Here is a 25,592-nt window from a genome sequence, read left to right as displayed (position 1 = left end):
CGGCACCTCACCCCATCTGATCCGGCCACCCGCGCACCACGGCCACCCGAGTACGAAGGATCCAGCATGAACAGCAAGCGGAAAGCCGCGGCGGCACTCGCCACCGCGGCCCTCACCGCGGTGGCCCTCACCGCGTGCACCTCCTCGCAATCCTCCGATTCCTCCGGCGAGTACGTCTCCGGCGGCACCTTCGTCACCGCCATGAGCGGCGACCCGGGCAGCCTCGTCCCCATGACGGGCATCAGCCTCGAGGCCCGAGAGATCATCAGCTTCCACTACGAGTCGCTCGTGTACGTCAACGCCGACGGCGAGCTCCTGCCCTGGCTGGCCGAGAGCTGGGAGGAGGACGCCACCTCCACCTCCATCACCTACACGCTCAAGGACGGCATCACCTGCGCCGACGGCACCCCCTTCACCGCGGAGACCGCCGCGGCGAACATCACCTACAACGCCGACCCGGCCAACGCGACCTTCTACTACGGCGCGCAGGTCTCCGAGCGGATGACCGCGACCGCCGACGGCAACCAGCTCACCGTCACGAGCGCGACGCCCGACCCGTTCATCCTCGCCAACACGGGCACCGTCGAGATGGTCTGCCAGGCCGGCCTCGACGACCCCGACTCCCTCGTCGAGACGATGAACGGCACCGGCCTCTTCACCCTCGACAAGGCGACCCCCGGCTCCAGCTACACCTTCACGAAGCGCGACGACTACACCTGGGGTCCCGAGGACGTCACGAGCGACACCAAGGGCCTGCCGGACACCTTCGAGGTCCGCGTCGTCACCGACCCCGGGACCGCCGCGAACCTGCTGCTCTCCGGTGACGTGAACGCCGCGAGCATCGGCGGCGCCGACCAGGACCGCGTCGAAGCCGCCGGTCTCGGCAGCGAGGGCGTGCGCAACCCGATCGGCGAGATGCTCTTCAACGAGCGCCCGGAGCGCCCCACCTCCGACCCGCTCGTCCGCGAGGCCCTCGTCACCGCGATCGACCGCGAGCAGGTCGGTGAGGTCGTCACCGACGGCACCGCCGAGGAGTCGAAGTCGCTCGTCGTGAAGAGCCCCTACCTCTGCGTCGCCGACGGTCCGCAGTGGACGCTCCCCGAGACGGACGTCGAGAAGTCCGGCGAGCTGCTCGACGAGGCGGGCTGGACGCTCGGTTCCGACGGCAAGCGGTCGAAGGACGGCGAACCGCTGACGATCAAGTTCATCTACGACGCGGCCACCCCGAGCCACGCGGCAGCGGCCGAGCTCGTGCAGCAGACCTGGGACGAGCTGGGCGTCACGACGGAGCTCTCGGGCAACGACGCGAACGCCTGGTCCGAGCAGCTGTTCTCGACCTTCGACTGGGACACCGGCTTCGTGCAGATCGCTCCCGGCGGACCGGTCATCGTGAACACCTTCTTCGGTGGCGAGACCCCCGACAAGGGCGGCAACAACTTCATGTTCGTCGACAACCCGGAGTACGACGCGCTCGCCGAGCAGGCCAAGACGGCCAGCCCTGAGGAGACCTGCGACCTCTGGCAGCAGGCCGAGGCGAAGCTCATCGAGCGGACGGACGTGTTCCCGATCGCCGACGCGCAGGACTTCCTGTACCTGAACGGCGCCGAGGTCGAGCGTCCGAACTTCATCCGCCCGACGAGCATCCGGATGGTCGGCTGATCATGACGATCCCCTCGACCGTGACCACCGAGCAGGCCACCGACCCGGCCACGGGCCCCGGCGGCCCGGCGGTCGCGCGTCGAGGGGGTCGCGGCGTCCTCGGCGGACTCTCCCCGCGGACCTCGTTCATCCTCCGACGACTCGGCCGGGTGCTCGTCTCCCTCGCCATCGTCATCGTCGCGACGTTCCTGATCGTGCAGCTCGTGCCGGGCGACCCGGTGCGGGCTGCGCTCGGGAACAGTGCGACCCCGGAACTCGTCGAGCGGACGCGCGCCGATCTCGGCCTGAATGTGCCGGTGCCGGAGCAGTTCGTCAACTACGTCAGCGGGCTGTTCCGCGGCGACTTCGGCACGGCGATCGGGTCGCAGCGGCCGGTCGCCGACACGATCGCGCAGCGCTTCCCGGTGACGCTCACCCTCGCGGTCGCGTCCTTCCTCCTCGCGGCGATCGGCGCCTTCCCCATCGGCGTCGCGACCGCGGTGTCCTCGCGCACCGGCCGCCGTCGCCTCGCCGACCTCGGCGTCTCGGGTCTGCTCGGCGTGCTCATCGCCATCCCGAGCCTCCTGCTCGCCGTCGGTCTCATCGCGGTGTTCAGCATCGGGCTCAAGGTGCTCCCGGCCGCCGGCTGGGGAGGCTTCGACCAGGCGATCCTGCCGGTGGTGGCCCTCGCGGTCGGTCCGATGGCCTACCTGGCCCGCATCGTGCACGTGGAGATGCTGGCCGTCCTCGAGATGCCGTACATGACCACGGCACGGAGCAAGCGCCTCCCGACACACCTCGTCTACCTGCGGCACGCGCTGCCGAACATGGTGACCTCGACGCTCACGATCGGCGGCATCATCCTCACGGGCATGGTCGCCGGCACCGTGCTCATCGAGACGGTCTTCGCCATCCCCGGCCTCGGGACGAGCATCGTCTCGTCGATCACCTCGAAGGACTACCCGATGATCCAGGGCATCGTCCTCGTGTACGCGATCCTCGTCCTCGGCCTCAACCTCCTCATCGACATCGCGCTCGCGACGATCGATCCGCGCTCCTCGATCACGGAGGGCTGAGCTCATGCGTGCATCCACCCGCTCGAACCGGTCCCCGGTGCTCGACCGCCTCCGCACCCCGCGCGGCCTGACCGGCGCGATCGGAGCGCTCCTCATCATCGTGGTCGCGGTCGTCGGCCCGACCGTCTGGGGGTCCGCCGCCGACACGACATCCGTGGCCGACCGCCTCGCCGGTGCGAGCCTCGCCCACCCCTTCGGCACCGACGAGCTCGGCCGCGACGTCTTCGCCCGGGTCATGGTCGCCACCCGGGTGTCCGTGCTGCTGACCCTCGGCGCGACGGCGATCTCCGTCGTCGGCGGCGTCCTGCTCGGGGCCGTCGCGACGGTCCTGCCTCGACCGCTCCGCCGACTCGTGACCGCACTCATCGACATCCTCCTGTCGTTCCCGTGGCTCCTGATGGCCCTGTTCTTCTCGGTGATCTGGGGCGCGAGCGCCACCGGCGCGATGCTCGCCGTCGGGTTCGCCGGCGTGCCGACCTTCGCCCGCCTCACCTACACGCTCGCGTCGTCGCTCATCGGTCGCGACTACGTGAAGGCCGCGCGGATCGCCGGCGTCGGCCAGGCGGAGGTGCTCGTCCGGCACGTCATGCCGAACATGCTCCCGCCGATGCTCGTGAACGCGGCGGTCTCCGCCTCCGGCACGCTCCTCGCCTTCGCCGGCCTGTCCTTCCTCGGTCTCGGGGTGCAGGCGCCCGAGTACGACTGGGGTCGCCTCCTCGGCCTCGGGATCGCCCGCATCTACGGCAATCCGATGGCGGCGATCGGTCCCGGCATCGCGCTCGTCGTGTGCGGTGTCATCTTCACGCAGCTCGGCGAGCTCTGGAACGAGTCGTCGAAGCGGCTGCTCGGACTGCCCGCGCCGGCGCGTCGTCGCACCGCGGCTCCCGCGACCGCCTCGACTGCGGCCGCGACACCGGCCGACCAGGAGCCCGTCGTGCAGGTGCGCGACCTCCGCGTCGCCTTCCCGGACCGCGACGGCCGACTCGTCGAGCGCGTCCACGGCATCAGCCTCACGATCATGCCCGGCGAGGTCGTCGGGGTCGTCGGCGAGTCCGGATCGGGCAAGTCGGTGAGCGCGATGGCGATCGCCGCCCTCCTCGGGCCCGACTCCTCGGTGCAGGCCTCGGAGCTGAGCTTCCGCGGGATCGACATGACCGCACCGCTCACGAAGGCCGAGCGCAGCCGCCTCGGCCTCGAGCTCGCCATGGTCTTCCAGGACCCGCTCACCTCGCTCAACCCCTCGCTCACGATCGGCAAGCAGCTCCGCGAGACCGTCGAGGTCCACGAGGGGCTCTCGACGGCCGAGTCCACGAAGCGTGCCGAGGCCGCACTCGAGTCGGTGCGGATCCCGCTTCCGGCCAAGCGCCTGAAGCAGTTCCCGCACGAGCTGTCCGGCGGCATGCGCCAGCGGGCCATGATCGGTATGGGGCTCATGGGCCGCCCGAAGCTGCTCATCGCCGACGAGCCCACGACGGCGCTCGACGTGACGGTGCAGCGTCAGGTCCTCCGGGTCCTCCACGAGGCGCAGGAACAGACGGGCGCTGCGATCCTGCTCATCTCGCACGACATCGCCCTCGTCAGCGGGTTCTGCGACCGCATCCTCGTCATGAAGGACGGCCGCATCGTCGAATCGCTCGACGCCGACCGCCTCCACGAGGCGCGGCACCCGTACACCCGCGGGCTCATCGCCTGTGTCCCCGACATGACCTCCGACCGCACCATGCCGCTCCCGGTCATCGGTGCGATCGACGAGATCGACGAGGAGGACCCCCTGGTCCCTGCCCTTCGACAAGCTCAGGATCCGGTTGTCGAAGGGCCCATCACCATCGAAGGACAGCGCGCATGACCGGTCTCGAGTTCTCCGGCCTCACGGTCCGCTACGGCCACGGCGCGTCCGCGCACACCGCGGTCGACGGCTTCGACCTCACGGTCCGACCGGGCACGTCCCACGGGCTCGTGGGGGAGTCGGGCTCGGGCAAGTCGACGGTCGCCGCGGCCGCCGTCGGCCTCGTCATCCCGAGCGCCGGCGGCATCCGGCTGAACGGCGCCGACATCGTGGGGCGCTCGTCCGCTGCCCGTCGTGCGCGTCGACGCGTGCAGCTCGTCTTCCAGGACCCGTACTCCGCGCTCGACCCGCGCATGCCGATCGGACTGTCGATCGCCGAGGGGTCCCGGGCGACGGGGCGCTCCTGGAGTCGCTCGGAGCAGCGGTCCCGGGTGGGTGAGCTGCTCGAGCGCGTGCACATCGACCCGGACCGGGCGAATGACCTGCCGTCGGCGTTCTCGGGTGGTCAGCGGCAGCGCATCACGATCGCCCGGGCGCTCGCGGCCGAACCGGAGGTCCTCATCGCCGACGAGATCACCTCGGCGCTCGACGTGTCGGTGCAGGGCGTCGTCCTCAACCTGCTGCGCGAGCTGCAGCGCGAGCTCGAACTCACGGTGCTGTTCATCTCCCACAACCTCGCCGTCGTGAACTACATGTGCGACACGGTGAGCGTCATGCAGGCCGGCCGGGTCGTCGAGGCGGGTCCGACGGCCACCGTCCTCGCTGCTCCCGAGGACGCCTACACCCGAGAACTCCTGGCCTCCGTGCCCGTGATGGGCCGTCGCATGACCTGGGACGAGGAGTAGCGGAGGGATTCCCGCTCCCGGTCACTGAGCCTGTCGAAGGGCGGGATCGGGGGGGGCAGGTCAGCCGCGCTGCTTGCGCGGCAGGGTCTCCGGGAGGAACGCGATCCCGACGATGCCGATCGCGCTGAGCAGCAGCAGGTACGCCGCCACCAACCATGGTGCCCCACCGCTCGCGGCGACGAGCGCGGTCGCGACGAGCGGGACCGTCCCGCCGACGAGGGCGGCCGGGATCTCGCGGGAGAGCGCGATGCCGCTCCACCGCATCGAGGTCGGGAAGATCTCTGCGAGCAGCGCCCCCGAGGTGCCGATGGTGGCACCCTGGATGACGGCGAGGCCGAGGATCAGGCCCAGCGCGACGAGGGTGGACTGCTCCGTGTTGTAGAGCAGGAACATCGGGAACGCGTAGACCACCCCGAAGATCGCGGCGCCCATGAGGACGGGCTTGCGACCGATGCGGTCGGCGAGGCGACCGAACAGCAGCGCCGTCGGGATGGTCAGGACCTCGGCGACGATGAGGCCGATGAGCGCCTCCGTCGGGTGCACACTCAGCGTGCCCGTGACGTACGACAGCGAGAACACCTGCACGACGTAGACCCATGGCAGGGCGAACGTGAACAGCGCCATGCCGCAGATGATCACGCGCCAGTGCGAGCGGATCGCGCCGGCCAGCGGAGCGGAGGTGACGGCACCGCGCTCCTCGGCGCTCTCGAACGCCTTCGTCTCCTTCACGCGCAGGCGGAAGTACAGGGCGAAGGCGACGATGACGACGCTCGCGAGGAACGGGATCCGCCAGCCCCAGCTCTGGAACTGCTCGATCGGCAGCGTGCTCACCACGGCGAAGACGGTGGTCGCGAGCGCCATGCCCACGTACACGGAGGCGCCGGGGAACGAGGCGGCGAACGCGCGGTGCTTCACGTCGGCGGACTCGCTCGCCATCGTGATCGCGCCCGCGAACTCGGCGCCCGAGCCCATGCCCTGGAAGATCCGCAGCACGATGAGCAGGATCGGTGCCCAGATGCCGATGGTCTCGGCGGTGGGGAGCAACCCGATGATGGTGGTCGCGACGCCCATGAAGAGGAGCGTGATGAGCAGCGTCGGTTTGCGCCCGAGCTTGTCGCCGTAATGGGCGAAGATCAGGCCGCCGATCGGGCGGGCACCGAAGCCGACCGCGAAGCCGGCGAACGCGCCGAGCAGGCCGGCGAGGTCACCGGCGCCGGGGAAGAACAGCGGCGCGAACACGAGTGCGGAGGCCAGCCCGTAGAGGGTGAAGTCGTACCACTCGATGACGGTGCCGACCGAGCTGGCGAGGATGGCGCGGCGACGCTGCACCCGGGAGTCGAGGCCGTCGCGATCGATGTCGCTCTGGCCTGCGGTGGTGGTGTCGGATCCGCGTGGGTCGCTCGCGCGCGCGCTCTGGATGGCCATGGCACTCCTTCGTGTTGGGCGCACCCGGACGGCCGGGACGCCTGACGAGGCTACCGGCCGTCTGGAGGCCCGGCCCATGTGTGGTCGGCACACTCCGGAGCCGATCCGGTGCGTCGGGAGCACACGGGTGGGGCGCCCGAGGGCCGCCCCACCCCGTGCTCGCTACAGCGCCTTCGACTCGCGGAGGATCCCGGCGAGCGTCTCCATCTGCTTCGCCTGAGACGTGTAGTCGAGGGCGGCGGTGTTCCAGGAGTGGATCTGGCCGGCGACGAGCGCCGGGTGCGAGGCGAAGGTCGCCTGCGCCTCGAGGTCGCTCTGCTGGAAGCCCTCGACGTTGACGAGCAGGACGTCACCGGTCATCGCCTGGCCGGCGTTCTCCCAGCTGTAGATGTCCCAGTAGTAGTAACCGTCCGGGTTCGCGTTCGTGTACTTCACGCCGAGTTCGCTGTACAGCTCCGTCTCCGGCTCGTCCTGCGGCTTGACGACGTAGACGCCGCTCGCGTCCGCGTACATCTGCGTGACCTCGAGGTCGGTCTCCTTCGCTGCGGCGGTCAGGTCCGCTGCTGCGGCGTCGTACTTCTCCTTCGCCGCGGCGATGGTGTCCTCGTCGGCTCCGAGCGCCTCGGACAGCTTGTTGAGCGAGGCGATGACGTCGGCACCCTTGCCGCCGACCTTGATGGCGACGACCGGGGCGATCTTCTCCAGCTGCTCCTGCTGCTCGACGTCGGCGACACCGTAGTACGGGCCCTTGAGGTCGAGCGTGCCGTCGCGATCGGTCGGGTAGATCCCGGTCACGATGAGGTCGGGTGCCGCCTCGGCGAGTGCCTCGAGGTCGATCTCGCCGTAGCTGTTGCCGACGATGGCCGTGTCGCCGAGGTCGTAGTCCGTGAAGCGCTTGTCGGTGGCGACGTCGACGCGACCGAAGACCGCGACGGGGTCGATGCCGTTGCCGTGCAGGCCGAGCGCGTAGTCGGCGAAGCTCGCGATGCGCTTGGGCTGCTCGTCGAGCTTGACCGTGGTGCCGGTGTCGTCGGTGTAGCTCCAGGCGCCGCTGCTGTCGGCGTCGGAGGCGGCGGTGGGGGAGCAGCCGGCGAGGCCGACCAGGGCGAGCGCGGGCACGAGCACGAGTGCGGCGCGGCGGAGGCGTGAAGAGATCGTCATGATACTTAGGGTAGCCGAACCTAAGTCACGAAACGATATCGGAATGCCCGATCGCCCGGATCACTTGGCGTCGAGGGCGATCGCGTCGTCAGGGTCTACCGGCACGATGAGTGGCGAACCGCTGCTCGGGTCGGGGATGACGATCGCGTCGAGGTCGAACGCCTCCCGGAGCACGGCCGGGGTGAGGACCTCCCAGGGCGTGCCGTCGGCGATGACCCGGCCGCCGCCAACGACGACGAGGCGGTCGGAGTAGCGACCGGCGAGCGTGAGGTCGTGCAGGACCATGACGACCGTCGCGCCACGTTCGCGGTTGATCGACCGCACGAGTCGGAGGACGTCGAGCTGGTGGCTGAGGTCGAGGAAGGTCGTCGGCTCGTCGAGCAGGATCGTTGGGGCCCGCTGCGCGAGGACCAGGGCGATCCAGGCGCGCTGCAACTGCCCGCCCGACAGGGAGGCCGTGTCGCGGTCGGCGAGGGTCTCGAGACCGGTGGCGGCGAGCGCCTCGTCGACGGCGATCGTGTCGGCGGGCGTCCACGGCTTGAGGAGGCTCTGGTGCGGGTGCCGGCCCCGCGAGACGAGGTCGCGGACGGTCGTCGCCGACGGCGTCAGGGGCTTCTGCGGCAGGATCGCCAGCCGGCGCGCGACCTCGCGGGTCGGGATCGACCGCACGCCGCGGCCGTCGAGCTCGACCGTGCCGGCGGTCGGGGTGAGCAGGCGACCGAACGCCTTGAGCAGCGTCGACTTGCCGCAGCCGTTGGCGCCGATGAGGGTCGTGACCTCGCCCGTCTCGATGCGGAGGTCGAGCCCCTCGAACACCACCGTCTGGTCGTAGGCCAGGGAGACGCCCCGAGCCTCGAGGGCGGGCGTCGGGCGCCCTTGCACGGGCGATGCGGTCGTGGCGGGGTCGGTCATGCGGAGGTCTCCCGTTCCTTGCGGCGCGTCAGCAACCAGATGAGATAGGGTGCGCCGACGATCGCGGTGATGATGCCCACCGGGATCTCGCCCGGCAGGACACCACGGACGAGCGCGTCGCCGCCCGTGACGATGACGGCGCCGAGCAGCGCGGAGGCGAGCAGCGGCGGGCGACCGGTGCGGGCGAGGCGGCGGGCGATCTGCGGCGCGACGAAGGCGACGAACTCGATCGGCCCCGCCGCGGACACGGCCGCGGCGACGAGCAGGACCGCGCACGCGATGACGACGATCCGATGCCGCTGGACCGCGACGCCGAGGCCGGTCGACAATTCGTCGCCGAGCTGGCTGATGTCGAGGCTGCTCGTCTGCAGGACCGCGATCGGCGTCAGGATCACCAGCGCGACGAGCACCGGCCACACGCTGGACCAGGAGATGCCCGAGAGGCTTCCGACGAGCCACTGTGCCGCCGCTGCCGCCTCGGTGATCTGCGCCCGGGCGATGAGGTAGCTCGTGATGCCGCCAAGGGTCGCGGTGGCACCGATGCCGATGAGGATGAGTCGGAAGCTGTCGACGCCGCCGCGCCAGGACAGTGCGTAGACGGCGGCGGAGGTGACGAGGGCGCCGATCGCGGCCATGGCGGGCAAGCCCAGGCTGAGGGCGCCGGCCCCGACCGAGTAGCTGCCGCCGACCAGGACGATCGCGGCCACGGCCCCGAGCGCGGCACCCGAGGTGACACCGAGGATGTCCGGCGTGGCGAGCGGGTTGCGTGCGAAGGTCTGGGTCAGGGCCCCGGCGAGTCCGAGGGACGCACCGACGAGGAGGCCGCCGACGACCCGGGGGAGGCGGAGCTCGAACACGATGAGTTCCTGGCCGCCGGTCCCGCCGCCGAGCAGGGTGGTGATCACGTCGGGGATCGTCAGGGACGACGAGCCGGCGACGATCCCGAGCAGGGCGAACGCCAACGCGACGACGAGACAGGCGATCGTGACGCCGACGACCCGCCCTCGCCACAGGCGGCCGAAGAAGCGGCTGCCCTCCCGCACGGCGCTCACAGCTCCGCCATCCGTCCGCGGCGCACGATGGCGATGAACGCAACCCCACCCACGACGGTGAGGACGACGCCCACGGGCACCTCGGCGGTGCCACCGATGAGTCGACCGATCACGTCGCACGCGAGCAGCACGCTCCCACCGACGAGTCCCGAGGCGGGGAGGAGCCAGCCGTGATGCCCGCCCACGAGGGTGCGCGCGATGTGCGGGGCGGTGAGTCCGACGAAGGCGATCGGGCCAGTCATGGCCACGGCGGCGGCCGTGAGCAGGGTGATCGCGGCGAGCCCCACGAGTCGTGCGCGGATGAGGTTCTCGCCGAGGCCGTTCGCCAGCTCGGTCCCGAGCGCCAGGGCGTTCAGCGAGCGGATGTTGGCGACCGCGAACACGAGGCCGAGCCCGGCGAAGACCAGGGCCGCGTCGACGCCCGTGAGCGATCGGCCGGACAGTGAACCGACCACCCAGATGCGATAGGCGGCGAGCGTCGTCTCGTCGGACAGGACGAGGTACGAGGTCAGGGCGACGAGCAGGGCCGAGACGGCGGTGCCGGCGATTGCGAGCGGGACAGGACTCGACAGTCCGCGGCCGAGCGCGGCGACGGAGAACACGATGACGCTGGCGACGGTGGCGCCGAGCAGGGCGAGCCAGAGGGTCGTGATCACCGAGCTCGTGCCGAGCACGTAGACCCCGACGACGACCGCGAGGCTCGCGCCGGCGGAGACACCGAACAGGCCGGGGTCGGCGAGCGGGTTGCGGGTCTGCCCCTGCATGACGGCACCGGCGATGCCGAGACAGACGCCGACGAGGACGCCGAGCACCGTGCGCGGCACCCGCGACCCCCAGACGACGGCGCCGGTGTCCTGGGCGGGGTCGAACAGGGCGGTGAGGACGGCCACGGGACTGATGAGGTTGCTGCCGAGCATCAGGCTCGCGAGGGCGATGACGAGGAGCGCCACGGCCAGCGTGCCGACGGCGAGCGCGCGTCTCGATCGGAGGAGGGTCGCGCTGCGCATGGAGTTAGCCTAGCCTCACCTATCCCGGTCGCGATGCACGCCCGTCATCCGGGGCGACGGAGGGGTGATCCATGGAACGGCGCGGGAGGTGTGCAGTTCACCCATGGGTGAGGCCTCCACCGCCCGATACCGTTGACCGGTACGGAGTACAGCGATCAGGAGGACACGAATGACCGAGCAGCCGTCGACCGGAGCCGACACCGAAGCGGTCCTCGCCGCCACGGAACGACTCGCCGTCCCGCCCGGCTCGCTCGAGGGCGTCGTGGTCCTCGACCTCTCCCGCGTCCTCGCCGGCCCCTACGCCGCATCGATGCTCGCCGACCTCGGCGCGACCGTCATCAAGATCGAGAACCCGAACGACCCCGACGTCTCCCGGGGCTTCCCGCCCTACCTGCGCGACGGCGACGAGGAGTTCAGCGGCTACTACGGCCAGTACAACCGCGGCAAGTTCGGTCTGGCGCTCGACCTCGCGAGCGACGCCGGCAAGGAGGTGCTGCGCGACCTCGTCGCGAGCGCCGACATCCTCGTCGAGAACTTCCGCCCGGGGACCATGGCCAAGCTCGGCCTGCCGTACGAGGCGCTCGCCGCCATCAACCCGAAGCTCGTGTACACGGCGATCTCCGGCTACGGGCAGACGGGCTCCCGGAGCCGCCGCCCGGCGTTCGACAACACGGCGCAGGCCGCCGGCGGACTCTGGTCCATGAACGGCTACGCGGACCAGCCGCCCGTGCGCGTCGGCGTCACCATCGGCGACCTCTCCGCGACGATGTTCGGCGTCATCGGCACCCTCGCCGCCCTGCGGCACGCCGAGCGCACCGGCGTGGGCCAGCTCGTCGACGTCGCCCAGGTCGACAGCATCATCGCGATGACCGAGACCGCCGTCGTCGACTACACCGTCGACGGGACCGTCGCGTCGCCGTCCGGCAACGAACACGCCTGGGTGCGGCCCTACGAGCTGTTCCCCTGTGCCGACGGCCAGGTGTTCTTCGGCGCGTACACCGACAAGCTCTGGAAGGCGAGCTGCGAGCTGTTCGGCACGCCCGAGGCGATCGCCGACCCCGAGATCGACACCATGCGCAAACGCTTCGACGAGGAGGTGTACGCCCGTCGCGTCAAGCCGCTCGTCGTCTCCTGGTTCGCGGACCGCACCCGCGCCGAACTCGAGGAGCTGGCCGGCGACGTCGTCCCGCTCACCGCCGTGAAGACCATCGGCGAGGTCGTCGACGACCCCGGGACGGCCGAACGCGACATGGTCGTCGAGACCGACTACGGCTCCTTCGGCACCCTCCGCTCCTTCGGCCAGCCGATCAAACTGAGCGCGACGCCTGCGACCACCGACCGCCCCGCGAACCACATGGGCGAGCACGCGGACGACGTGCTGACGGCGCTCGCCGGGTACGACGCCGAACGCATCGCCGCGTTGCGGTTCGACGGGGTGATCTGAGTGGGAGTCGTGGAGCGGACGGAACAGCCTGCCGAGCGCTTCGCCGCGTTGCGGTCCGGCGGGGTGATCTGAGTGGGAGCCGTGGAGCGGACGGAGCACCTCGATCTCCGTCCCGCCTCCTGGTACCGCAGCACCTTCGCGACCGCGGCACCGGAACCGGTCCTCGGCGAGGAGCTCCCCGTCGGCTGGGAGGGCGTCCACTTCCCGTTCGAGACGCCGTTCGCACAGCTCCGCGAGGACGGCTCACCCGCGGAGGACGGCGTGCTGCCGGTCATCGACCTGCCGCGCCGCATGTACGCGGGGGAGGACACCGAGTTCTTGGCGCCCCTCCGCTACGGGGACGTGGTGACGCAGCGTACGAGCCTCGGTTCGCTCGTCGAGAAGCAGGGGCGGGCCGGCCGCCTGGTCTTCGCCGACCTCGTGCGGGAGTACCTCGTCGACGGCGAGGTCGCCGTCCGCAGCACCTGGCACGACGTGTTCCTCGAGGCGCAGCCCGCGGTGCCCTCCCCGCGGACGGCGGCGCCCGAGGTGGCCGCCGAGGACGTCGATCCCGATGTCGGAGCCGACTGGACCGTGACCCGGTCGCTCGACTCCCGCCAGCTGTTCCGTTTCTCGGCCGTGACGGGCAACACGCACCGCATCCACTACGACCGACAGTGGGCGCGTGAGGTCGAGGGGCTCGACGACCTCCTCGTGCACGGTCCGCTCACCCGCATCCTGGTGCTCGACGCCCTCACGGCGAACGCCGGTGGTCGTCGGCTCGCGTCGGTCCGCTTCCGCGCGAAGGCACCGGTGCTCGTCGACACGGCGTTCCGCATCGCGGGGACGGACGGCCCGGAGGGCACCTCGGTCGTCGTGCGTGCCGCCGACGGCACGGTCCTGGCCTCCGCCGACGCCACCTGGCGCCCCTGAGTCGCCCGGCACCGAGCCTGTCGCAGTGTCGCCCCGGCTACGCGTCGATCACGAGCGTCGGCGTCAGCGACCTCGACACACACGGGTACATGATCATCGACGCGTCGTCGGTCGTCAGGGAGTCGCGATGCTCCGGCGTCCCGTCCACCACCTGCACGGCGCAGGAGCCGCAGACGCCGCGCATGCACGACCCGGCGACACCGACCCGCGCGGCCTGCATCGCCTGCAGCATCGTCTGCCCGGCGGGAACCTCGACGGTCCGCTCCGACCTCGCGCACTCGACGGTGAACGCCGTGTTCGGCAGGTAGGCGCGGGGCTTCGGCTCGAACCGCTCGAGGTGCAACCGACAGTCCGCGGGCAACGTCTCGGCCAGGTTCGTCAGGGTGTCGGTGAACCCGCGTGGCCCGCAGGCCGACACGTCGGTGCCCGGCTCGAGGCCCGCGAGGAGGCCGGCCAGGTCGAGACGGCCGCTCTCTGCGCTGACATGGATCCGCACGTGGTCGCCCAGAGCCTCGAGCTCCGGCGCGAACGCGACGTCCCCCCGGGTGCGCACCGCGTAGACGAGGGTCCAGTCGGCGTCGCCCGCGGCCAACCGACGCGCCATCGAGAGCAGCGGCGTGATCCCGATGCCGGCCGCGAGCAGCAGGTGCCGCTTCGCGTCCGAGAGCGGGAACAGGTTCCTTGGTGGCCGGATGAACACCTTCCGACCGACCTTCAGGAAGTTGTGGATGTAGTGCGACGCACCCCGCGAGTGCTCCTCTCGCAGGACGGCTATCCGATACCGGAACTCGTCCGCCGGATCACCGCAGAGGGAGTACTGCCGTTCGTGGCGGGTGATGAGCTGCAGGTCGATATGCGCTCCGGGGTCCCAGGGCGGGAGGCGGCGGCCCTCCGGATCGGCGAGCACGACGCTGACGATCGTCGGCGTCTCGCGCACGATCTCCTGGACGATGAGCGGGGTCATGCCCGCGCGATTGCGCATCAGAAATCCCTCGTGTCGATGGCATCGCCGGTCTGAGGATTCGGACCGGTCATGCCCGCGCGGTCGCGCATCAGGAAACCCTGCTGCTTCCAGCCATCAGTGCAGGCCCGTTGCTTCCAGCCATCAGTACAGGCTCTGGTTCCCGACGGCGACCGCCTCGTCGATGGCGTCGCCGACTTCGGCGCTCAAGCCTGACATGCTCGCCCAGATCCGGCCCGCACTCGGCACCTCGGCCGCGAGCTCCTGCATCTCGGCGTCCCACAGCCCGCCGCGGAGCAGCGCCCGCCCGCAGTGCAGGTAGACCTCCTCGGTACGTACGACGATCGCGAGCTGTGGCGTCACGTGGTCTTGCTCGAGCATCGCCATGAGCGCCGGGTCGTCGGTGACGGTGGCCGTGCCGTTGATCCGGAGGGTCTCGCTCATGCCGGGGACGAAGCACAGCATGCCGATGTGGCTGTTCTGGACGATGTTCTGCAGGGAGTCGGCCAGCCGGTTGCCGAGGCGCTCCGGGATCACGAGCGTGCGGGTGTCGAGCGCCCGGACGAACCCCGGGTAGTCCCCGCGCGGGGAGTTGTCGCACCGGCCGTCGGCGTCGGACGTCGCGATGGTGCAGAACGGCGAGTGGGCGAGGAAGGCGAGGCAGTTCTCGTCGAGCTCGTCCATGATCTTGGCCGTCGCCGCGGGATCCGGTTCGCCGAGGGAGCGACGGATGGTGTCGACGTCGATCGACGCGAACGCGCTGGCCTGCATGGCGGACCCCTTCTCTGTCCCTCCGACCCTACGGTCGTCCCTCGCACGCCTCAATGGGCTGTCGGCACACGGTTCACGGGTGTCCTGTGCCACCGGCCCAGCCGCATCGATCGTCCTGCCCTGGTTCATCGGCCGAAGGAGCGGCGGAACATCGCCTTCGCGCGCGCTGCGGTGTCGGATCGATGGGAATCGGGGATGCGGGTGAGGGTCGCGCCCACCATCGAGATGGCCATGAGGATGTCGTCGGGCTCGACGTGGTCGGCGATGCGGTGCGCAGCCAATTCCTTCGCATGCAGGGCGTGCGCGAGGCGATCGAGGCGCGTGCCGAGCGCGATCACGCGGGGGTCGTCGCCCTCGCCGAGGATCGCCTCGACGAAGGGCGAGGTGACGAGGGCCTGGTCGATCACGACGTCGAGCAGGGTGTCGAGGGTCGCATCCGTTCGCCCGGTGTGCTCCTCCAGCTCGCCGACGTTCTCGTCGAGCACCGCGAGGGCGAGGGAGAGTCGGTCGGGGAAGTGCCGGTACAGGCTGCCCTGTCCGACGCCGGCCCGCTTCGCGACCGCGCTGAGGGGAGCGCTGAAGCCGTCAGCGGCGAACACCTGACGCGCTGCGGCGACGAGCGCTCGGCGGTTCTCGGGTCCCGCGCTCGGGCCTCGGTTCGGCTTCGGGGGCGTGGACGACATCCCGGTAGCGTAACGCCGCGTGGCCGCTCCGGAGCACCCGACTGGGAGCCCGCCGTGAGGGCTGGTGGCCATGACCCGGACGGCGTAACGTATACCGGACAATGATGTCCGGTATGGATCGAGGCCCACACGGTCCCGCCGCTCATCGCCCTCCCGAGAACGAAGGAACCCCCATGAGCGCCCTCACCGCCAACACCCCGATCGCCGCGTGGCTCGCCGACCCCACCGGTGGACCGCTCATCCGCGGCCTCCTCACCCAGCTGGGCACCGAGGAATCGCAGCTCGCCCCGATCTCGGGCCTCCCACTGCAGCAGCTCGTCGCCCTGAGTCAGGGCAAGCTGCCCCAATCGCTCATCGACGACCTCGTGCTCGCCGCGAACGACGGCGTCGTACCCGTCGACGACGCGCCCCAGGGGTGGCAGGAGCGCATCTCCGTGGGTCGGTTCGCCGGGAAGACCGTGATCGTCACCGGGGCCGCTTCCGGCATCGGCCGTGCCACGGCATCCCGCGTCGCGCGTGAGGGCGGCCGGGTCGTGGCCGTGGACCTCTTCGAGGACAAGCTCGCCGACCTCGCCTCGAGCCTGCCGGACGCCGACCTCGTCACGGTCGCCGGCGACATCACGAAACAGGACGACATCGACGCGATCGTGGCTGCAGCGGGGGAGCGGATCGACGCGCTCGCCAACGTCGCCGGTATCAACGACGACTTCTCCCCGCTCCACGAGACCTCCGACGCGACCTGGGAGCGGGTGATGGGCGTGAACGTCACCGGTGCGTTCAAGCTGACCCGCGCCGTCCTGCCGTCGATGGTCGCGGCCGGATCCGGCTCGGTCGTCAACATCGCGTCCGAGGCCGGGCTGCGCGGCAACGCCTCGGGGAACGCCTACACGACCTCGAAGCACGCGGTCGTCGGCATGACCAAGAGCGCCGCCTTCATGTACGGACCGCACGGCGTCCGGGTCAACGCCGTCGCTCCGGGCGGTGTCGCCACAGGGATCCCCTTCCCGCCGAACGTCTCCGAAGCGGGTTCGGCGCGGCTCGGACCGTTCCAGGCGGCGATCCCGACGATCGCGACCGCGGAGCAGCTCGCCGCGTCCATCACCTTCCTGCTGAGCGATGACGGCGTGAACGTCAACGGCGTCATCCTGCCCTCCGACGGTGGATGGTCGGTGCAGTAGCAGCCGTTGCACAGAACTTCAGCAATCGGTAAGAACCGCGATTCTTAACGGTCGTTCAGGGCGGGATGAACGTATTTCTGCTGCGAATCTTGAATCACACGGGCCCGCTCTGCGTCGCCCGTCCCCTGCGAACGCTCTGAACGAGTACGGCCGGAACGATCGTTCGCACTGCGGTGACACCGCTCACAGGGCCCCACCGATCTTGGCGGAAGGTGGGGCCCTGCGCCGTGTCCGGCCTGCGATGGGCGGCGCGCGGACTCAGCGCGGGATCGGAGCGGCGAAGCGCCACGGCTGGGAGCGGATCGTCGCGACCGCCCGGGTGATCGCGCCCAGGGCGACGACGTCCGCGCCGAGTCGCGAGGCCCGCACGATCGGCGTCGGCGCGTAGGTCCCCTCGTCGAGCCAGGTCTGAGCCGCGGCGATGACGGGGGAGGCGACGCGGGCCACGCCGCCGGCGACGACGACCTCGTCCACGTCGAGCAGGCTGCCGAACAGGACGCACACCCGCCCGAGGCGTTCCCCGAGACGTTCGACGAGTCTGCCGGCGTAGGCGTCGCCCGAGGCGGCGGCGTCGATGACGCGGCCGACGTCGAGGGCGTCGATCGGTGTCCGTGCGAGGGGAGACGACGCCGGCACCGCACCGGATCGCTGATCCTCCTCCAGCCACGACCGTGCCGCACCGTCCAGGCCCTCCGGTGAACCGACGCCCTCGACCATGCCGAGCACGCGGAGTTCGCCCGCGCCGCCCGCCCCGCCGTGCAGCAGCACACCGTCGACGATGAGTCCCGCCCCGAAACTCGCCTCGGCCAGGAGGACGGCGATGGACTCGCTTGCCACCTCCCCGAGGGCGCGCTCGGCCGTGGCCGCGAGGTTGGCGTCGTTCTCGAGCACGACCTCGCCCCAGGGGCCGAGGCGGCTCGCGAAGTCGGGGTTCATCCGGGCCCAGTAGTCGTGGTCGCCGCGCGGGGATCGGCCGTGCGCGTCCACCGGTGCCGGGACGCCGACGGCGGTCACGAGCACCTGCCCCGGCGTCGCGCCGGCCTGCGCGGTCGCCTCCTCGACGACGGTCCGTGCGGTCGCGAGGCGGAGGTCCGGGTCTTCGTCCCCGCCCACGATGGGGCGTTCGGCCCGGCCGACGACCTCACCACGGAGCGTCGCGACGAGTGCCGCGACCCGGTGCTGCCCCACGTCGAGTCCGACCACGAACGCGGTGTCCGCGGCGAGTTCGTAGCGCCTGGCGGGTCGTCCCCGCCGGTAGTCACCGGCGGCCCGGGCGTCGTCGAGCTCACGGATCCAGCCGCGGTCGGCGAGTGCGTCGCAGGCGTTCAGCACGGTGGCGCGGGTCAGGCCGGTCCCGTCCATGACGTCACTCGCCGTGAACGCACCGTGGTCGAAGGCGTAGGCGGCGACGAGTTCGACGCTCGCCCTGCCCGTCTCGATCCCCGGTTCCGCCATGGGGTGACTGTAGCAGGGTTGCATTACTAGATATGGCCGCTATATTTAGTGGCGAAGGTCGACCACCGCCGGTCACGACAGTGCTCGGCTCCGCACCCCGAAAGGAACCGTCCGAGCATGAGCACCAGTACCGCCCCGACCACAACAGACGCTTCGGACCTCCGGGTCGGCGTCATCGGCCTCGGCTTCGCCGGGACCACGCACCTGGACGCCTTCACCGCGCTCCCCGGTGCCACCGTCATCGCGCTGTCCGGCCAGGAACCGGCGCGCCTCGCCGAGCTGGCCGAGAGCCGTGGGGTCCCCGAGACCTACGCCGACTGGGAGGACCTCGTCGCCCGCGACGACCTCGACATCGTGTCGATCGGTGTGCCGAACGCCCTGCACCACCCGATCGCCGTGGCCGCGCTCCGCAGCGGCAAGCACGTCTTCTGCGAGAAGCCGCTCGCCACGACCGCCGACCTCGCCGCCGAGATGGTGGAGGCCGCGACCGCCGCCGACCGCGTCCTCGAGGTCGCCTACAACCACCGCCGCCGTGCCGACGTCGCCTACCTCGCGCGGTACCTCGCCGAGGAGCCGATCGGCCGCGTCTACCACTCGCGTGCCTCCTGGCTGCGTCGCCAGGGTGTGCCCGGTATCGACTCCTGGTTCACGAACAAGGCCGCGGCCGGCGGCGGGCCGCTCATCGACCTCGGGTCCCACGTCCTCGACATCGCGCTCTCGCTCCTCGGTGAGCCGCGCGTGACGCACGTGTCGGCCGTCGCGTACAACGAGCTGGGCCGCGCCGGCCGCGGTGGCTCCTCCGGCGGTGGTCCGGTGTCGAGCCGGTCCTCCCACGCCTTCGACGTCGAGGACTTCGCGTCCGCCCTCCTGCGGTTCGAAGACGGCGGCAGCCTGCACCTCGAGGCGTCGTGGGCCTCCTACTCGAAGGCGCACGAGGACATCTCGGTCGAACTGCTCGGCTCGGAGGGTGGCGTCCGTCTCCACGTCGACAACTACAACACCGAAGGAACGGTCACGATCTACCGTGACGTCGCCGGTGCGCCGACGATCGAACGACCCGCCGTGCAGGTCCCGGCCGGTCACCACCAGTCGGTCATCGCGGAGTTCCTCGACACCATCCGCGCGGGCGAGACCGCCGGCGGCGAACTCCGCTTCGCCGGTCACCACGGCGAGTACGCACTGCACCGCAGCCGCGTCATCGACGCCGCCTACGCCTCGGCCGCCGCCGGGCACGAACTGGAGGTCCCCGCATGAGCACCACGACACCGATCCGCATCCGGGTCTGGAACGAGTTCGTCCACGAGTCCCGCGGTGACGCCGTGGTGCTGGGGCACTACCCCGACGGCATCCATGCCGTGATCGCGGCGGGCCTCGAGGAGTCGCTCGGGGACGCCGTGTCCGTCTCGACCGCGACCCTCCAGGATCCCGAGCACGGTCTCACCGAGGAGATCCTCGCGAACACCGACGTCCTCTTCTGGTGGGGGCACATCGCCCACGACCAGGTCTCCGACGAGGTCGTCGAGCGGGTCGTCCGACACGTCCACGCCGGCATGGGCATCGTCGTGCTGCACTCCGGTCACTACTCGCGGGTCTTCCAACGCCTCATGGGGACGAGCTGCGCGCTCAAGTGGCGCAACGACGGCGAGCGCGAACTCGTCTGGACGGTGCTCCCGGACCACCCGATCGCACAGGGTGTCCCGCACCCGATCATCATCGACCGCCAGGAGATGTACGGGGAGCACTTCGACATCCCGCGTCCCGACGAGGAGGTGTTCCTCTCCACCTTCGCCGGCGGCGAGGTCTTCCGGTCCGGTGTCGCCTACCACCGCGGGCGCGGGCGGGTGTTCTACTTCTCACCCGGTGACCAGGAGTACCCGGTCTACCACCACCCCGACATCCGCCGCGTACTGGCCAACGCTGCCGAGTGGGCCCGCCCGACGATCGAGCGCACGCCGCCGACCGCGGACCAGCACCCACGGGACTGGTTCCTGCGCTAGGGCTGGATGGGTGGGCGCGGCCGGAGGAGAATGGCCGCCACACGCAAGGGAGGGCGACATGCCTGACACGGAGAATCCGTCACTGAAGGACCCCGAGCTCTACGAGAAGCTCCGCGACGAGGGCGCCTCGAAAGGGAAAGCCGCACGCATCTCGAACGCGGCGGCCAAGCAGGGACGCTCGACGATCGGCGAGAAGGGCGGCGAGTCCGGGTCGTACGACGACTGGACCGTCGCGCGGCTCCGCGAGCGTGCGAAGGAGATCGGCCTCTCCGGCTACTCGGACAAGCGGAAGAGCGAACTGATCGCGATGCTCCGCGACAGCTGAACAGGCGGCTCGGCCGCCGGAGTCACTACTTCGCTGACCCGGCGGTCGCGTCGTCGCCGGTCGTCGCGTGGACGACGACCTCGCCGGTGTTCGCCTCGTGCATGAACCCTTCGAGCAATGCGCGGTCCATCTCGCCGACCTCGTCGGAGTCGAAGGAGAACTGCAGGGCGATCGCCGGGTGCAGCCAGAGCGTCGTGCGTCCGTCGGTGGTGGAGTCCTGTCGCACCGTGAGCGCGAACGACTCGTTCCGTCGCAGCTTCATGAGTGCGATCGTCTTGACGTGGGCGAGCGTGCGGTCGTCGAGCCGCACGCGTGCATCCCCGGTGCCGTAGACCAGTTGTCCCATTGGGAACCTCGACTTCCAACCCCTGAGATGGTCGTCGACGTGGACAGCCGACACGGCGCGCATCTCGACGGGGTCCGGGTCGGTGAAGCGCTCTCTCAGGATACGAGACATTCTTGGCGCGCGCCCGATTATCCACGATGCGGTGCTCGATCGACGATGCGCACGCGCATTGTCCGCTGCCCGGGCCATCCGCGCAATGGCCCGGGCGCCCTCATCTCTGCGCGCTAGCGTGGCACACCTGAGAAAGGGGCTGACGATGGGATTCCTCCGCCTCGGTGCGCTCCGATCACAGGTCGACGATCAGACGCTCGCCCAATTGGAACGCGTGATCCTCACTCGGATGCTCGGCGAGCGCTCGTTCCGGCTGCAACTCCATCGCGGGCGCTTCCAATCATCGGAACCGGTCACGGTCTCGCCCGAGCAGCCGATCGTCTTCGCGTTCGACGCCGAGTTCGAGCCGCCGATCGACGAACGCATGGCCGCCGAGATGCTCGAGGAGATCGAGATCACCGGCGGACTGCACGTCGTGATCGCCTGACCAGCGCCACCACCCGATACCAGCATCACCCAGACCACCACCACAGGAAGCAGGAGCGACATGAGCGACTTCACCGGAGCAGACGCATTGGGTACCGACCCGGACATGGTGGTCGGCACGCCGCCCACCGAGATCCCGGACGAGCCGACGGACGAGGACACGGCGGACGAGCCGGACGTGCTCGAGCAGCCGGATGCGGCACCCCTGCACGACGCCGACGGCCGCTGAGCCCGTCAGACACGGAAGCGCCGCCGACCCTCGGGTCGGCGGCGCTTCGTCGTGCAGCAGGCGGGGTTCAGGCTCGGTCCGTCTGCTCGGTGTCCTCGGGGTCTGCGCCCGGGCGCACCGCAGCGTCGTCGCGGATGTCGATGCGGGTGACGCCGTCGCCCTGATCGGTGACGTCGATGCGGGGCGCGGCGTCCTCCTCGGTGGCGTTCGGGGCCGTCGTCAGCTGGTCGTGTCGGTTCTCGTCGTGCGTGTGCGGAGTCTGGTCGCTGTCGGTCATGCCGAGACGATAGCGCACGGACCCGGCGTCCGGGCACGGCCTCAGGGCTTGTGGAGCCTCAGACGCGCGGACCCGGTTCCGGGACGAGCACCAGGCCGTGGTTCGAGTCGGCGCTGACGGCGAGCGCGTCGAGCCATGCGCGGTTGAGCTCGACGGGGACGCTGCCCGCGTACTTGAATCGCAGCGACATCGCGGGGTGCAGCCAGATCGTCGTCCGGCCGTCGCCGGCCCGCGGGTCGTCCTTCCACCCGAAGTAGAACCCCTCACCGCGACGCAGTTTGGCGCCGATGACCTGCTGCAGGTGTGCGAGCACCCGGTCGTCGAACGTCACCGACACCTCGGCGTCGTAGATCATCTTGCCCATGGGTCCTCCTGCTCCGCTCTCGGCTTCCTACGGTAGGCCCGGCCCCGACGAACCGCCACGATGCCCGAGGGGGTTGCGAACCGCCGCATGATCTCCGACCTGTCCGGCCGGTGGAGTCGGTCGGTGGACCTGACACGACGGAGCGGCACCGGCGCGATGCCGGTGCCGCTCAGTCGTGGTGCGCGATCGCTCAGACGCTGATCGGCAGCGCCTCCGCGATCGAGGTGCGGTGCAGGACGTCCCAGCGGCTGGTGTAGCTGCGCTCGGGGAGCGAGCGGAGCGCCTCCACGAGGTGGGTCGGGAGCAGGTCGCGGCGGGCCTCACGCGTCAGGTCGCTGGGGCGGCAGGGGTACTCCATGCCGCGTAGGAATTCGTCGAGCTCGGTGAACACGAGCATCTCCTCTCTGGGCGCGTCGTGGCACCCGATGTCAGGCGGGACGGCTGCGTCGACCGGTCGTCGGACCGCCGTGCCCTCCTTCGAGTGTCGTCGCCGTTCGACCGTTCGGCGCGCTCTTGCCTTTCCGCCGTCGAGCTGCTACCCGTTCGGGTACGCTGCATCCTCAGAGCTCGAGGCGACGCTCCACGATGTCGCGGGCGACGTCCGCCAACGGACGACGGCGACTCCGCGCGTACTTGCGGATCACCTCGAAGGCCGCTTCCACCGAGATCGCAGCGGTGTAGGCGACGACGCCCTTCGCCTGCTCGATGACGACCCTCGACTGCAGCGCGGACTCCAACTGACCGCGGGTCATGTCGCTCTCACGAAGGGTGCGCTCGTGCAGGATGCCGATGGTCGCCACGTCGGCCATCGCCTGCGCGGCCCGTGACTCGAACCGGTCGAAGGCCTCCGAAGCCGTGCGGAACAGGTTCAGGGTGCCGATGGTGGTCCGGCGGAGTCGCAGCGGGAAGGCATGAGCCGACCGGAACCCCGCGGTCGCCGCGACCTCGGCGAACCTCGGCCAGTCGCTCGCGACCGCGGCGATCTCGGGGATCGACACCGGCGTCGCCGCACGGAAGCTGTCGATGCACGGGCCTTCGTCGGCACTCAGCTGGATGAGTTCCACGAGCCTCCCGGACTCGCTGGTCGACGCGATCAGCTCGAGGTCGCCGTGCGGATCCGCCAAGAGGATGCCCGAGGCCTGGACGTCGAGGAGGTCGACGCTGGCATCGACCAGGATCTGCAGCAGGTCGACCACGTCGTAGTCGTCCACCAGGGTGTCGGCGAGCGTCGCGAACACGTCGAGCAGGGCGGTCGAGTGACGGAGCTCGGAACCGGTCCCGTCGTCGCCGCGCGCGTTCATCGCTCGTCTTCGATCGTCTCGTCGCGCAGCACGTAGCCGGTGCGACGTTCGAGGATGTCCTCCGCGACCTCCGACATCGAGCGATTCTGGGCGAAGGCCTGAGCCTGGATCAGCAGGTGGGCGTCGTCGGGGGAGAGCCCGAGCTGCGCGATCACGAATCCGGTCGCCTGGTGGATCCGGCGTCGGGCGTGGGGTTTGAGCTGCGCCGTGTCGGGGAGACTCGCGAGTTCGAGGGTGCGGCGGAGGACGTACCGGCTGAGCGGGCGGGTGAGGGACATCATGTCCCCTACCGCCTGCGTGTCCAGCGTGCGCTCCTCGGTGTCGTACAGCTCGACCGCGCCCACCTGGAGCGGCCCGACGCGGAGGGGGAAGGCGAAGATGGAGCCGACCGCGTGGTCGCGGAGAGCCTCGGTGAACGACGGCCAGGAGTCGTAGCCGGTCCGCTTGACGGCCTCCTCCAGCACCGGGCGGCCGCTGCCGACCGCGTCCCAGGAGGGGCCCTCCGAGAGGTCGAACTGGAGCTCGTCGAGCAGCGCGATCTGCTCGTCACTCGCTGCGATCGTCTCGGGGCTCAGGGTGTCGCCGAGCGTCGCGATCGAGACACCGCTGAGCGGTATGAGCCGGAGGATCGGCTCCACCAGCTGGTCGTCCTCGTCGACCCGGTCGAGTGCGCTGTACACGATGGCGAAGGTGTCGCTCATGTCCGCATTCCTTCCGGGGTCGAGGGAGGTATCCGCTCATCGTACGGCCATCCCGCCGCGATCGCCGGGTGGTGATCCGTCCTACCTGGGAAAGCAAGGGGCCGCCCCGGCGGGGTGGATTCGCCTAACGTGGCGTCATGCCTCTGACGACGACACCCTCTCCGCGCCCCTCCGCCCAGCGGTCCGCAGCAGCCGATCGGTCGGCGCGATGAGCCGCGGGGTCGCCGTCGTCACCGGCGGAACCGCAGGGCTCGGTCGTGCGACCGTCCGCGAACTCGCCGCCCGTGGCTGGGACGTCGCGATCCTGGCCCGTGGCGAGGACGGACTCGCAGCCACCGTCGCCGAGGTCGAGCGGGCCGGACGTCGCGGGCTGGCCGTGCCGACGGACGTGGCCGACCGGGAGGCCGTCGAGCAGGCGGCGGACCGGGTCGAGGCGGAACTCGGACCGATCGAGCTGTGGGTGAACTGCGCCATGGTCGGTGTGTTCGGGGACTTCCTCACGACCGAACCGGCGGACTTCGAGCGCGCCGTCGCCGTCAACTTCTTCGGCTTCGTCAACGGCACCAGGGCCGCCCTCTCGCGCATGGTCCCGCGCGACCGGGGGCACGTGATCCAGGTCGGTTCCGCCCTCGCCCACCGCGGCATCCCGCTGCAGGCCGCCTACTGCGGGTCGAAGTTCGGTGCCCGCGGGTTCACGGAGTCGGTCACCGCCGAGCTCCTCCACGACGGCAGTAACGTCAAACTCTCGACCGTCGACATGCCGGCGCTCAACACCATCCAGTTCAGCTGGGTGAAGTCGCAGCTGCCCGAGCACCCGCAGCCGGTGCCGCCGATCTACCAGCCCGAGGTGGGCGCGACCGCCATCGCGGACGTCGCCGACCGCCCGCGGCGACGCACCTGGGTGGGCGAGTCCACCGTCGGCACGATCCTCGGCGACCGCTTCGCCGGTGGCTTCCTCGACTGGTTCCTCGCCAGGACCGGATACTCCGGGCAGCTCGCACCGGACAAGCACGATCCGCGCCTGCCGGACAACGTCTACACGCCGGCCTCCGGTGACCACGGCGCCCGCGGCGTGTTCAGCGACAAGGCCCACTCGTGGAGCCCGCAGACCTGGGCCATCCGCCACCGTCGCGGGGTGTACGCGGCGGCTGCCGGCACCCTCGCAGCGGGCGTCGCCCTCGTGGCCGGCGCGGCGAAGCGGCGCTGAGC

At 70.6% G+C, this 25,592-nt stretch carries 28 protein-coding genes; 13 read left to right on the top strand and 15 right to left on the bottom strand.

Annotated elements, in window-relative coordinates; all coding sequences use genetic code 11:
* The first annotated feature begins 66 nt into the window (after window positions 1–66).
* Genes AC4PMY_RS06860 through AC4PMY_RS06845 form a run of 4 tightly spaced genes read left to right on the top strand, consistent with a single transcriptional unit; the run spans window position 67 to window position 5,345 of the window.
* Window positions 67–1,659: an ABC transporter substrate-binding protein gene (locus AC4PMY_RS06860; protein ID WP_491622300.1), complete on the top strand. Its 1,593-nt coding sequence runs from the start codon at window positions 67–69 to the stop codon at window positions 1,657–1,659.
* A 2-nt stretch (window positions 1,660–1,661) separates the two neighbouring features.
* Window positions 1,662–2,714 (top strand): ABC transporter permease, encoded by a 1,053-nt coding sequence (locus tag AC4PMY_RS06855; protein WP_137242513.1) that lies wholly within the window; start codon window positions 1,662–1,664, stop codon window positions 2,712–2,714.
* A 4-nt stretch (window positions 2,715–2,718) separates the two neighbouring features.
* Entirely contained in the window at window positions 2,719–4,560 is a 1,842-nt protein-coding gene (locus AC4PMY_RS06850) for a dipeptide/oligopeptide/nickel ABC transporter permease/ATP-binding protein (RefSeq protein WP_491622299.1), read from the top strand.
* Complete coding sequence (locus AC4PMY_RS06845; RefSeq protein ID WP_085512081.1) at window positions 4,557–5,345, top strand: ABC transporter ATP-binding protein; 789 nt, start codon at window positions 4,557–4,559, stop codon at window positions 5,343–5,345. Before AC4PMY_RS06850 ends, AC4PMY_RS06845 begins: the two co-directional genes overlap by 4 nt.
* Window positions 5,346–5,405: 60 nt before the next feature.
* Here the strand turns inward: AC4PMY_RS06845 and AC4PMY_RS06840 are convergent, their stop codons facing one another.
* From AC4PMY_RS06840 to AC4PMY_RS06820, 5 genes are all read right to left on the bottom strand, one after another.
* On the bottom strand, window positions 5,406–6,770 hold the full coding sequence (locus AC4PMY_RS06840) for an MFS transporter (RefSeq protein WP_491622298.1): 1,365 nt from the start codon (window positions 6,768–6,770) through the stop codon (window positions 5,406–5,408).
* Window positions 6,771–6,932: 162 nt separating this feature from the next.
* Entirely contained in the window at window positions 6,933–7,931 is a 999-nt protein-coding gene (locus tag AC4PMY_RS06835) for an ABC transporter substrate-binding protein (RefSeq protein ID WP_491622297.1), read from the bottom strand.
* A 60-nt stretch (window positions 7,932–7,991) separates the two neighbouring features.
* Window positions 7,992–8,843, bottom strand: coding sequence for an ABC transporter ATP-binding protein (locus tag AC4PMY_RS06830; protein WP_491622296.1), 852 nt, complete (start codon window positions 8,841–8,843; stop codon window positions 7,992–7,994).
* Window positions 8,840–9,895, bottom strand: a complete 1,056-nt coding sequence (locus tag AC4PMY_RS06825) for a FecCD family ABC transporter permease (protein WP_064297044.1) — start codon at window positions 9,893–9,895, stop codon at window positions 8,840–8,842. Before AC4PMY_RS06825 ends, AC4PMY_RS06830 begins: the two co-directional genes overlap by 4 nt.
* Window positions 9,892–10,902 carry a FecCD family ABC transporter permease gene (locus tag AC4PMY_RS06820; RefSeq protein ID WP_491622295.1) on the bottom strand — a complete coding sequence of 337 codons (1,011 nt, stop codon included), beginning with the start codon at window positions 10,900–10,902 and terminating at the stop codon, window positions 9,892–9,894. The genes AC4PMY_RS06825 and AC4PMY_RS06820 overlap by 4 nt, the downstream gene beginning before the upstream one ends.
* Before the next feature lie 169 nt (window positions 10,903–11,071).
* On the opposite strand from AC4PMY_RS06820, the gene AC4PMY_RS06815 reads away from it, so the two are divergent.
* Both AC4PMY_RS06815 and AC4PMY_RS06810 read left to right on the top strand, forming a co-directional pair.
* Window positions 11,072–12,346: a CaiB/BaiF CoA transferase family protein gene (locus AC4PMY_RS06815; protein WP_491622294.1), complete on the top strand. Its 1,275-nt coding sequence runs from the start codon at window positions 11,072–11,074 to the stop codon at window positions 12,344–12,346.
* Between the two features lie 81 nt (window positions 12,347–12,427).
* Window positions 12,428–13,258: an FAS1-like dehydratase domain-containing protein gene (locus tag AC4PMY_RS06810; protein ID WP_491622293.1), complete on the top strand. Its 831-nt coding sequence runs from the start codon at window positions 12,428–12,430 to the stop codon at window positions 13,256–13,258.
* Between the two features lie 37 nt (window positions 13,259–13,295).
* Here AC4PMY_RS06810 and AC4PMY_RS06805 read toward each other — a convergent pair whose 3' ends face one another.
* The 3 genes from AC4PMY_RS06805 to AC4PMY_RS06795 all read right to left on the bottom strand — a co-directional run bounded on the left by AC4PMY_RS06805 (window position 13,296) and on the right by AC4PMY_RS06795 (window position 15,673).
* Window positions 13,296–14,240, bottom strand: a complete 945-nt coding sequence (locus tag AC4PMY_RS06805) for a PDR/VanB family oxidoreductase (protein ID WP_491622292.1) — start codon at window positions 14,238–14,240, stop codon at window positions 13,296–13,298.
* A 123-nt stretch (window positions 14,241–14,363) separates the two neighbouring features.
* Window positions 14,364–14,990, bottom strand: coding sequence for an MSMEG_1061 family FMN-dependent PPOX-type flavoprotein (locus AC4PMY_RS06800; protein WP_491622291.1), 627 nt, complete (start codon window positions 14,988–14,990; stop codon window positions 14,364–14,366).
* Between the two features lie 125 nt (window positions 14,991–15,115).
* Complete coding sequence (locus tag AC4PMY_RS06795) at window positions 15,116–15,673, bottom strand: TetR family transcriptional regulator (protein WP_491622290.1); 558 nt, start codon at window positions 15,671–15,673, stop codon at window positions 15,116–15,118.
* A gap of 173 nt (window positions 15,674–15,846) precedes the next feature.
* Here AC4PMY_RS06795 and AC4PMY_RS06790 point away from each other — a divergent pair, with 173 nt between their 5' ends.
* Window positions 15,847–16,851, top strand: a complete 1,005-nt coding sequence (locus AC4PMY_RS06790) for an SDR family NAD(P)-dependent oxidoreductase (RefSeq protein ID WP_491622289.1) — start codon at window positions 15,847–15,849, stop codon at window positions 16,849–16,851.
* A 258-nt stretch (window positions 16,852–17,109) separates the two neighbouring features.
* Here the strand turns inward: AC4PMY_RS06790 and AC4PMY_RS06785 are convergent, their stop codons facing one another.
* Window positions 17,110–18,306, bottom strand: coding sequence for an ROK family protein (locus AC4PMY_RS06785; RefSeq protein ID WP_491622288.1), 1,197 nt, complete (start codon window positions 18,304–18,306; stop codon window positions 17,110–17,112).
* Between the two features lie 117 nt (window positions 18,307–18,423).
* Between AC4PMY_RS06785 and AC4PMY_RS06780 the strand changes: the two genes are divergently transcribed.
* The 3 genes from AC4PMY_RS06780 to AC4PMY_RS06770 are packed head-to-tail and all read left to right on the top strand — an operon-like array spanning window position 18,424 to window position 20,628.
* A complete protein-coding gene (locus AC4PMY_RS06780; RefSeq protein ID WP_491622287.1) occupies window positions 18,424–19,560 on the top strand; it encodes a Gfo/Idh/MocA family protein in 1,137 nt (378 codons plus the stop codon).
* Window positions 19,557–20,303 carry a ThuA domain-containing protein gene (locus AC4PMY_RS06775; protein WP_175484407.1) on the top strand — a complete coding sequence of 249 codons (747 nt, stop codon included), beginning with the start codon at window positions 19,557–19,559 and terminating at the stop codon, window positions 20,301–20,303. The genes AC4PMY_RS06780 and AC4PMY_RS06775 overlap by 4 nt, the downstream gene beginning before the upstream one ends.
* 58 nt (window positions 20,304–20,361) lie before the next feature.
* On the top strand, window positions 20,362–20,628 hold the full coding sequence (locus AC4PMY_RS06770; RefSeq protein WP_071261739.1) for a DUF7218 family protein: 267 nt from the start codon (window positions 20,362–20,364) through the stop codon (window positions 20,626–20,628).
* 25 nt (window positions 20,629–20,653) lie between these two features.
* Here AC4PMY_RS06770 and AC4PMY_RS06765 read toward each other — a convergent pair whose 3' ends face one another.
* Window positions 20,654–20,974, bottom strand: a complete 321-nt coding sequence (locus AC4PMY_RS06765) for a DUF7882 family protein (RefSeq protein WP_064297171.1) — start codon at window positions 20,972–20,974, stop codon at window positions 20,654–20,656.
* A 256-nt stretch (window positions 20,975–21,230) separates the two neighbouring features.
* Between AC4PMY_RS06765 and AC4PMY_RS06760 the strand changes: the two genes are divergently transcribed.
* Together AC4PMY_RS06760 and AC4PMY_RS06755 are read left to right on the top strand one after the other, a co-directional pair.
* Complete coding sequence (locus AC4PMY_RS06760; protein WP_491622286.1) at window positions 21,231–21,512, top strand: DUF7882 family protein; 282 nt, start codon at window positions 21,231–21,233, stop codon at window positions 21,510–21,512.
* A gap of 60 nt (window positions 21,513–21,572) precedes the next feature.
* Entirely contained in the window at window positions 21,573–21,740 is a 168-nt protein-coding gene (locus AC4PMY_RS06755; protein ID WP_153303366.1) for a hypothetical protein, read from the top strand.
* Window positions 21,741–21,807: 67 nt separating this feature from the next.
* Here the strand turns inward: AC4PMY_RS06755 and AC4PMY_RS06750 are convergent, their stop codons facing one another.
* From AC4PMY_RS06750 to AC4PMY_RS06730, 5 genes are all read right to left on the bottom strand, one after another.
* Window positions 21,808–22,017: a hypothetical protein gene (locus AC4PMY_RS06750; protein WP_121291689.1), complete on the bottom strand. Its 210-nt coding sequence runs from the start codon at window positions 22,015–22,017 to the stop codon at window positions 21,808–21,810.
* Between the two features lie 58 nt (window positions 22,018–22,075).
* Window positions 22,076–22,381, bottom strand: a complete 306-nt coding sequence (locus AC4PMY_RS06745; RefSeq protein ID WP_064297056.1) for a DUF7882 family protein — start codon at window positions 22,379–22,381, stop codon at window positions 22,076–22,078.
* Window positions 22,382–22,571: 190 nt separating this feature from the next.
* A complete protein-coding gene (locus AC4PMY_RS06740; RefSeq protein ID WP_158596586.1) occupies window positions 22,572–22,772 on the bottom strand; it encodes a DUF2795 domain-containing protein in 201 nt (66 codons plus the stop codon).
* A 169-nt stretch (window positions 22,773–22,941) separates the two neighbouring features.
* Window positions 22,942–23,682, bottom strand: coding sequence for an ANTAR domain-containing protein (locus tag AC4PMY_RS06735; RefSeq protein ID WP_491622285.1), 741 nt, complete (start codon window positions 23,680–23,682; stop codon window positions 22,942–22,944).
* Entirely contained in the window at window positions 23,679–24,383 is a 705-nt protein-coding gene (locus AC4PMY_RS06730; protein WP_491622284.1) for a GAF and ANTAR domain-containing protein, read from the bottom strand. The genes AC4PMY_RS06735 and AC4PMY_RS06730 overlap by 4 nt, the downstream gene beginning before the upstream one ends.
* 208 nt (window positions 24,384–24,591) lie before the next feature.
* Here AC4PMY_RS06730 and AC4PMY_RS06725 point away from each other — a divergent pair, with 208 nt between their 5' ends.
* Window positions 24,592–25,590 carry an SDR family oxidoreductase gene (locus AC4PMY_RS06725; protein ID WP_491622283.1) on the top strand — a complete coding sequence of 333 codons (999 nt, stop codon included), beginning with the start codon at window positions 24,592–24,594 and terminating at the stop codon, window positions 25,588–25,590.
* Window positions 25,591–25,592 lie beyond the last annotated feature (2 nt).

It is taken from the genome of Plantibacter sp. MDV22-iso1 (genome assembly GCF_058408345.1).
Note: the sequence above shows the minus strand (reverse complement) of the source record. Positions and strands in the feature narration are given on the sequence as shown.

Coding starts and splice junctions, on each gene's coding strand:
- AC4PMY_RS06860 (WP_491622300.1), top strand. CDS start 67: ATGAACAGCAAGCGGAAAGCCGCGGCGGCACTCGCCACCGCGGCCCTC.
- AC4PMY_RS06855 (WP_137242513.1), top strand. CDS start 1,662: ATGACGATCCCCTCGACCGTGACCACCGAGCAGGCCACCGACCCGGCC.
- AC4PMY_RS06850 (WP_491622299.1), top strand. CDS start 2,719: ATGCGTGCATCCACCCGCTCGAACCGGTCCCCGGTGCTCGACCGCCTC.
- AC4PMY_RS06845 (WP_085512081.1), top strand. CDS start 4,557: ATGACCGGTCTCGAGTTCTCCGGCCTCACGGTCCGCTACGGCCACGGC.
- AC4PMY_RS06840 (WP_491622298.1), bottom strand. CDS start 6,770: ATGGCCATCCAGAGCGCGCGCGCGAGCGACCCACGCGGATCCGACACC.
- AC4PMY_RS06835 (WP_491622297.1), bottom strand. CDS start 7,931: ATGACGATCTCTTCACGCCTCCGCCGCGCCGCACTCGTGCTCGTGCCC.
- AC4PMY_RS06830 (WP_491622296.1), bottom strand. CDS start 8,843: ATGACCGACCCCGCCACGACCGCATCGCCCGTGCAAGGGCGCCCGACG.
- AC4PMY_RS06820 (WP_491622295.1), bottom strand. CDS start 10,902: ATGCGCAGCGCGACCCTCCTCCGATCGAGACGCGCGCTCGCCGTCGGC.
- AC4PMY_RS06815 (WP_491622294.1), top strand. CDS start 11,072: ATGACCGAGCAGCCGTCGACCGGAGCCGACACCGAAGCGGTCCTCGCC.
- AC4PMY_RS06805 (WP_491622292.1), bottom strand. CDS start 14,240: ATGCGCAATCGCGCGGGCATGACCCCGCTCATCGTCCAGGAGATCGTG.
- AC4PMY_RS06800 (WP_491622291.1), bottom strand. CDS start 14,990: ATGCAGGCCAGCGCGTTCGCGTCGATCGACGTCGACACCATCCGTCGC.
- AC4PMY_RS06795 (WP_491622290.1), bottom strand. CDS start 15,673: ATGTCGTCCACGCCCCCGAAGCCGAACCGAGGCCCGAGCGCGGGACCC.
- AC4PMY_RS06790 (WP_491622289.1), top strand. CDS start 15,847: ATGAGCGCCCTCACCGCCAACACCCCGATCGCCGCGTGGCTCGCCGAC.
- AC4PMY_RS06785 (WP_491622288.1), bottom strand. CDS start 18,306: ATGGCGGAACCGGGGATCGAGACGGGCAGGGCGAGCGTCGAACTCGTC.
- AC4PMY_RS06780 (WP_491622287.1), top strand. CDS start 18,424: ATGAGCACCAGTACCGCCCCGACCACAACAGACGCTTCGGACCTCCGG.
- AC4PMY_RS06775 (WP_175484407.1), top strand. CDS start 19,557: ATGAGCACCACGACACCGATCCGCATCCGGGTCTGGAACGAGTTCGTC.
- AC4PMY_RS06770 (WP_071261739.1), top strand. CDS start 20,362: ATGCCTGACACGGAGAATCCGTCACTGAAGGACCCCGAGCTCTACGAG.
- AC4PMY_RS06765 (WP_064297171.1), bottom strand. CDS start 20,974: ATGGGACAACTGGTCTACGGCACCGGGGATGCACGCGTGCGGCTCGAC.
- AC4PMY_RS06760 (WP_491622286.1), top strand. CDS start 21,231: ATGGGATTCCTCCGCCTCGGTGCGCTCCGATCACAGGTCGACGATCAG.
- AC4PMY_RS06755 (WP_153303366.1), top strand. CDS start 21,573: ATGAGCGACTTCACCGGAGCAGACGCATTGGGTACCGACCCGGACATG.
- AC4PMY_RS06750 (WP_121291689.1), bottom strand. CDS start 22,017: ATGACCGACAGCGACCAGACTCCGCACACGCACGACGAGAACCGACAC.
- AC4PMY_RS06745 (WP_064297056.1), bottom strand. CDS start 22,381: ATGGGCAAGATGATCTACGACGCCGAGGTGTCGGTGACGTTCGACGAC.
- AC4PMY_RS06735 (WP_491622285.1), bottom strand. CDS start 23,682: ATGAACGCGCGCGGCGACGACGGGACCGGTTCCGAGCTCCGTCACTCG.
- AC4PMY_RS06730 (WP_491622284.1), bottom strand. CDS start 24,383: ATGAGCGACACCTTCGCCATCGTGTACAGCGCACTCGACCGGGTCGAC.
- AC4PMY_RS06725 (WP_491622283.1), top strand. CDS start 24,592: ATGAGCCGCGGGGTCGCCGTCGTCACCGGCGGAACCGCAGGGCTCGGT.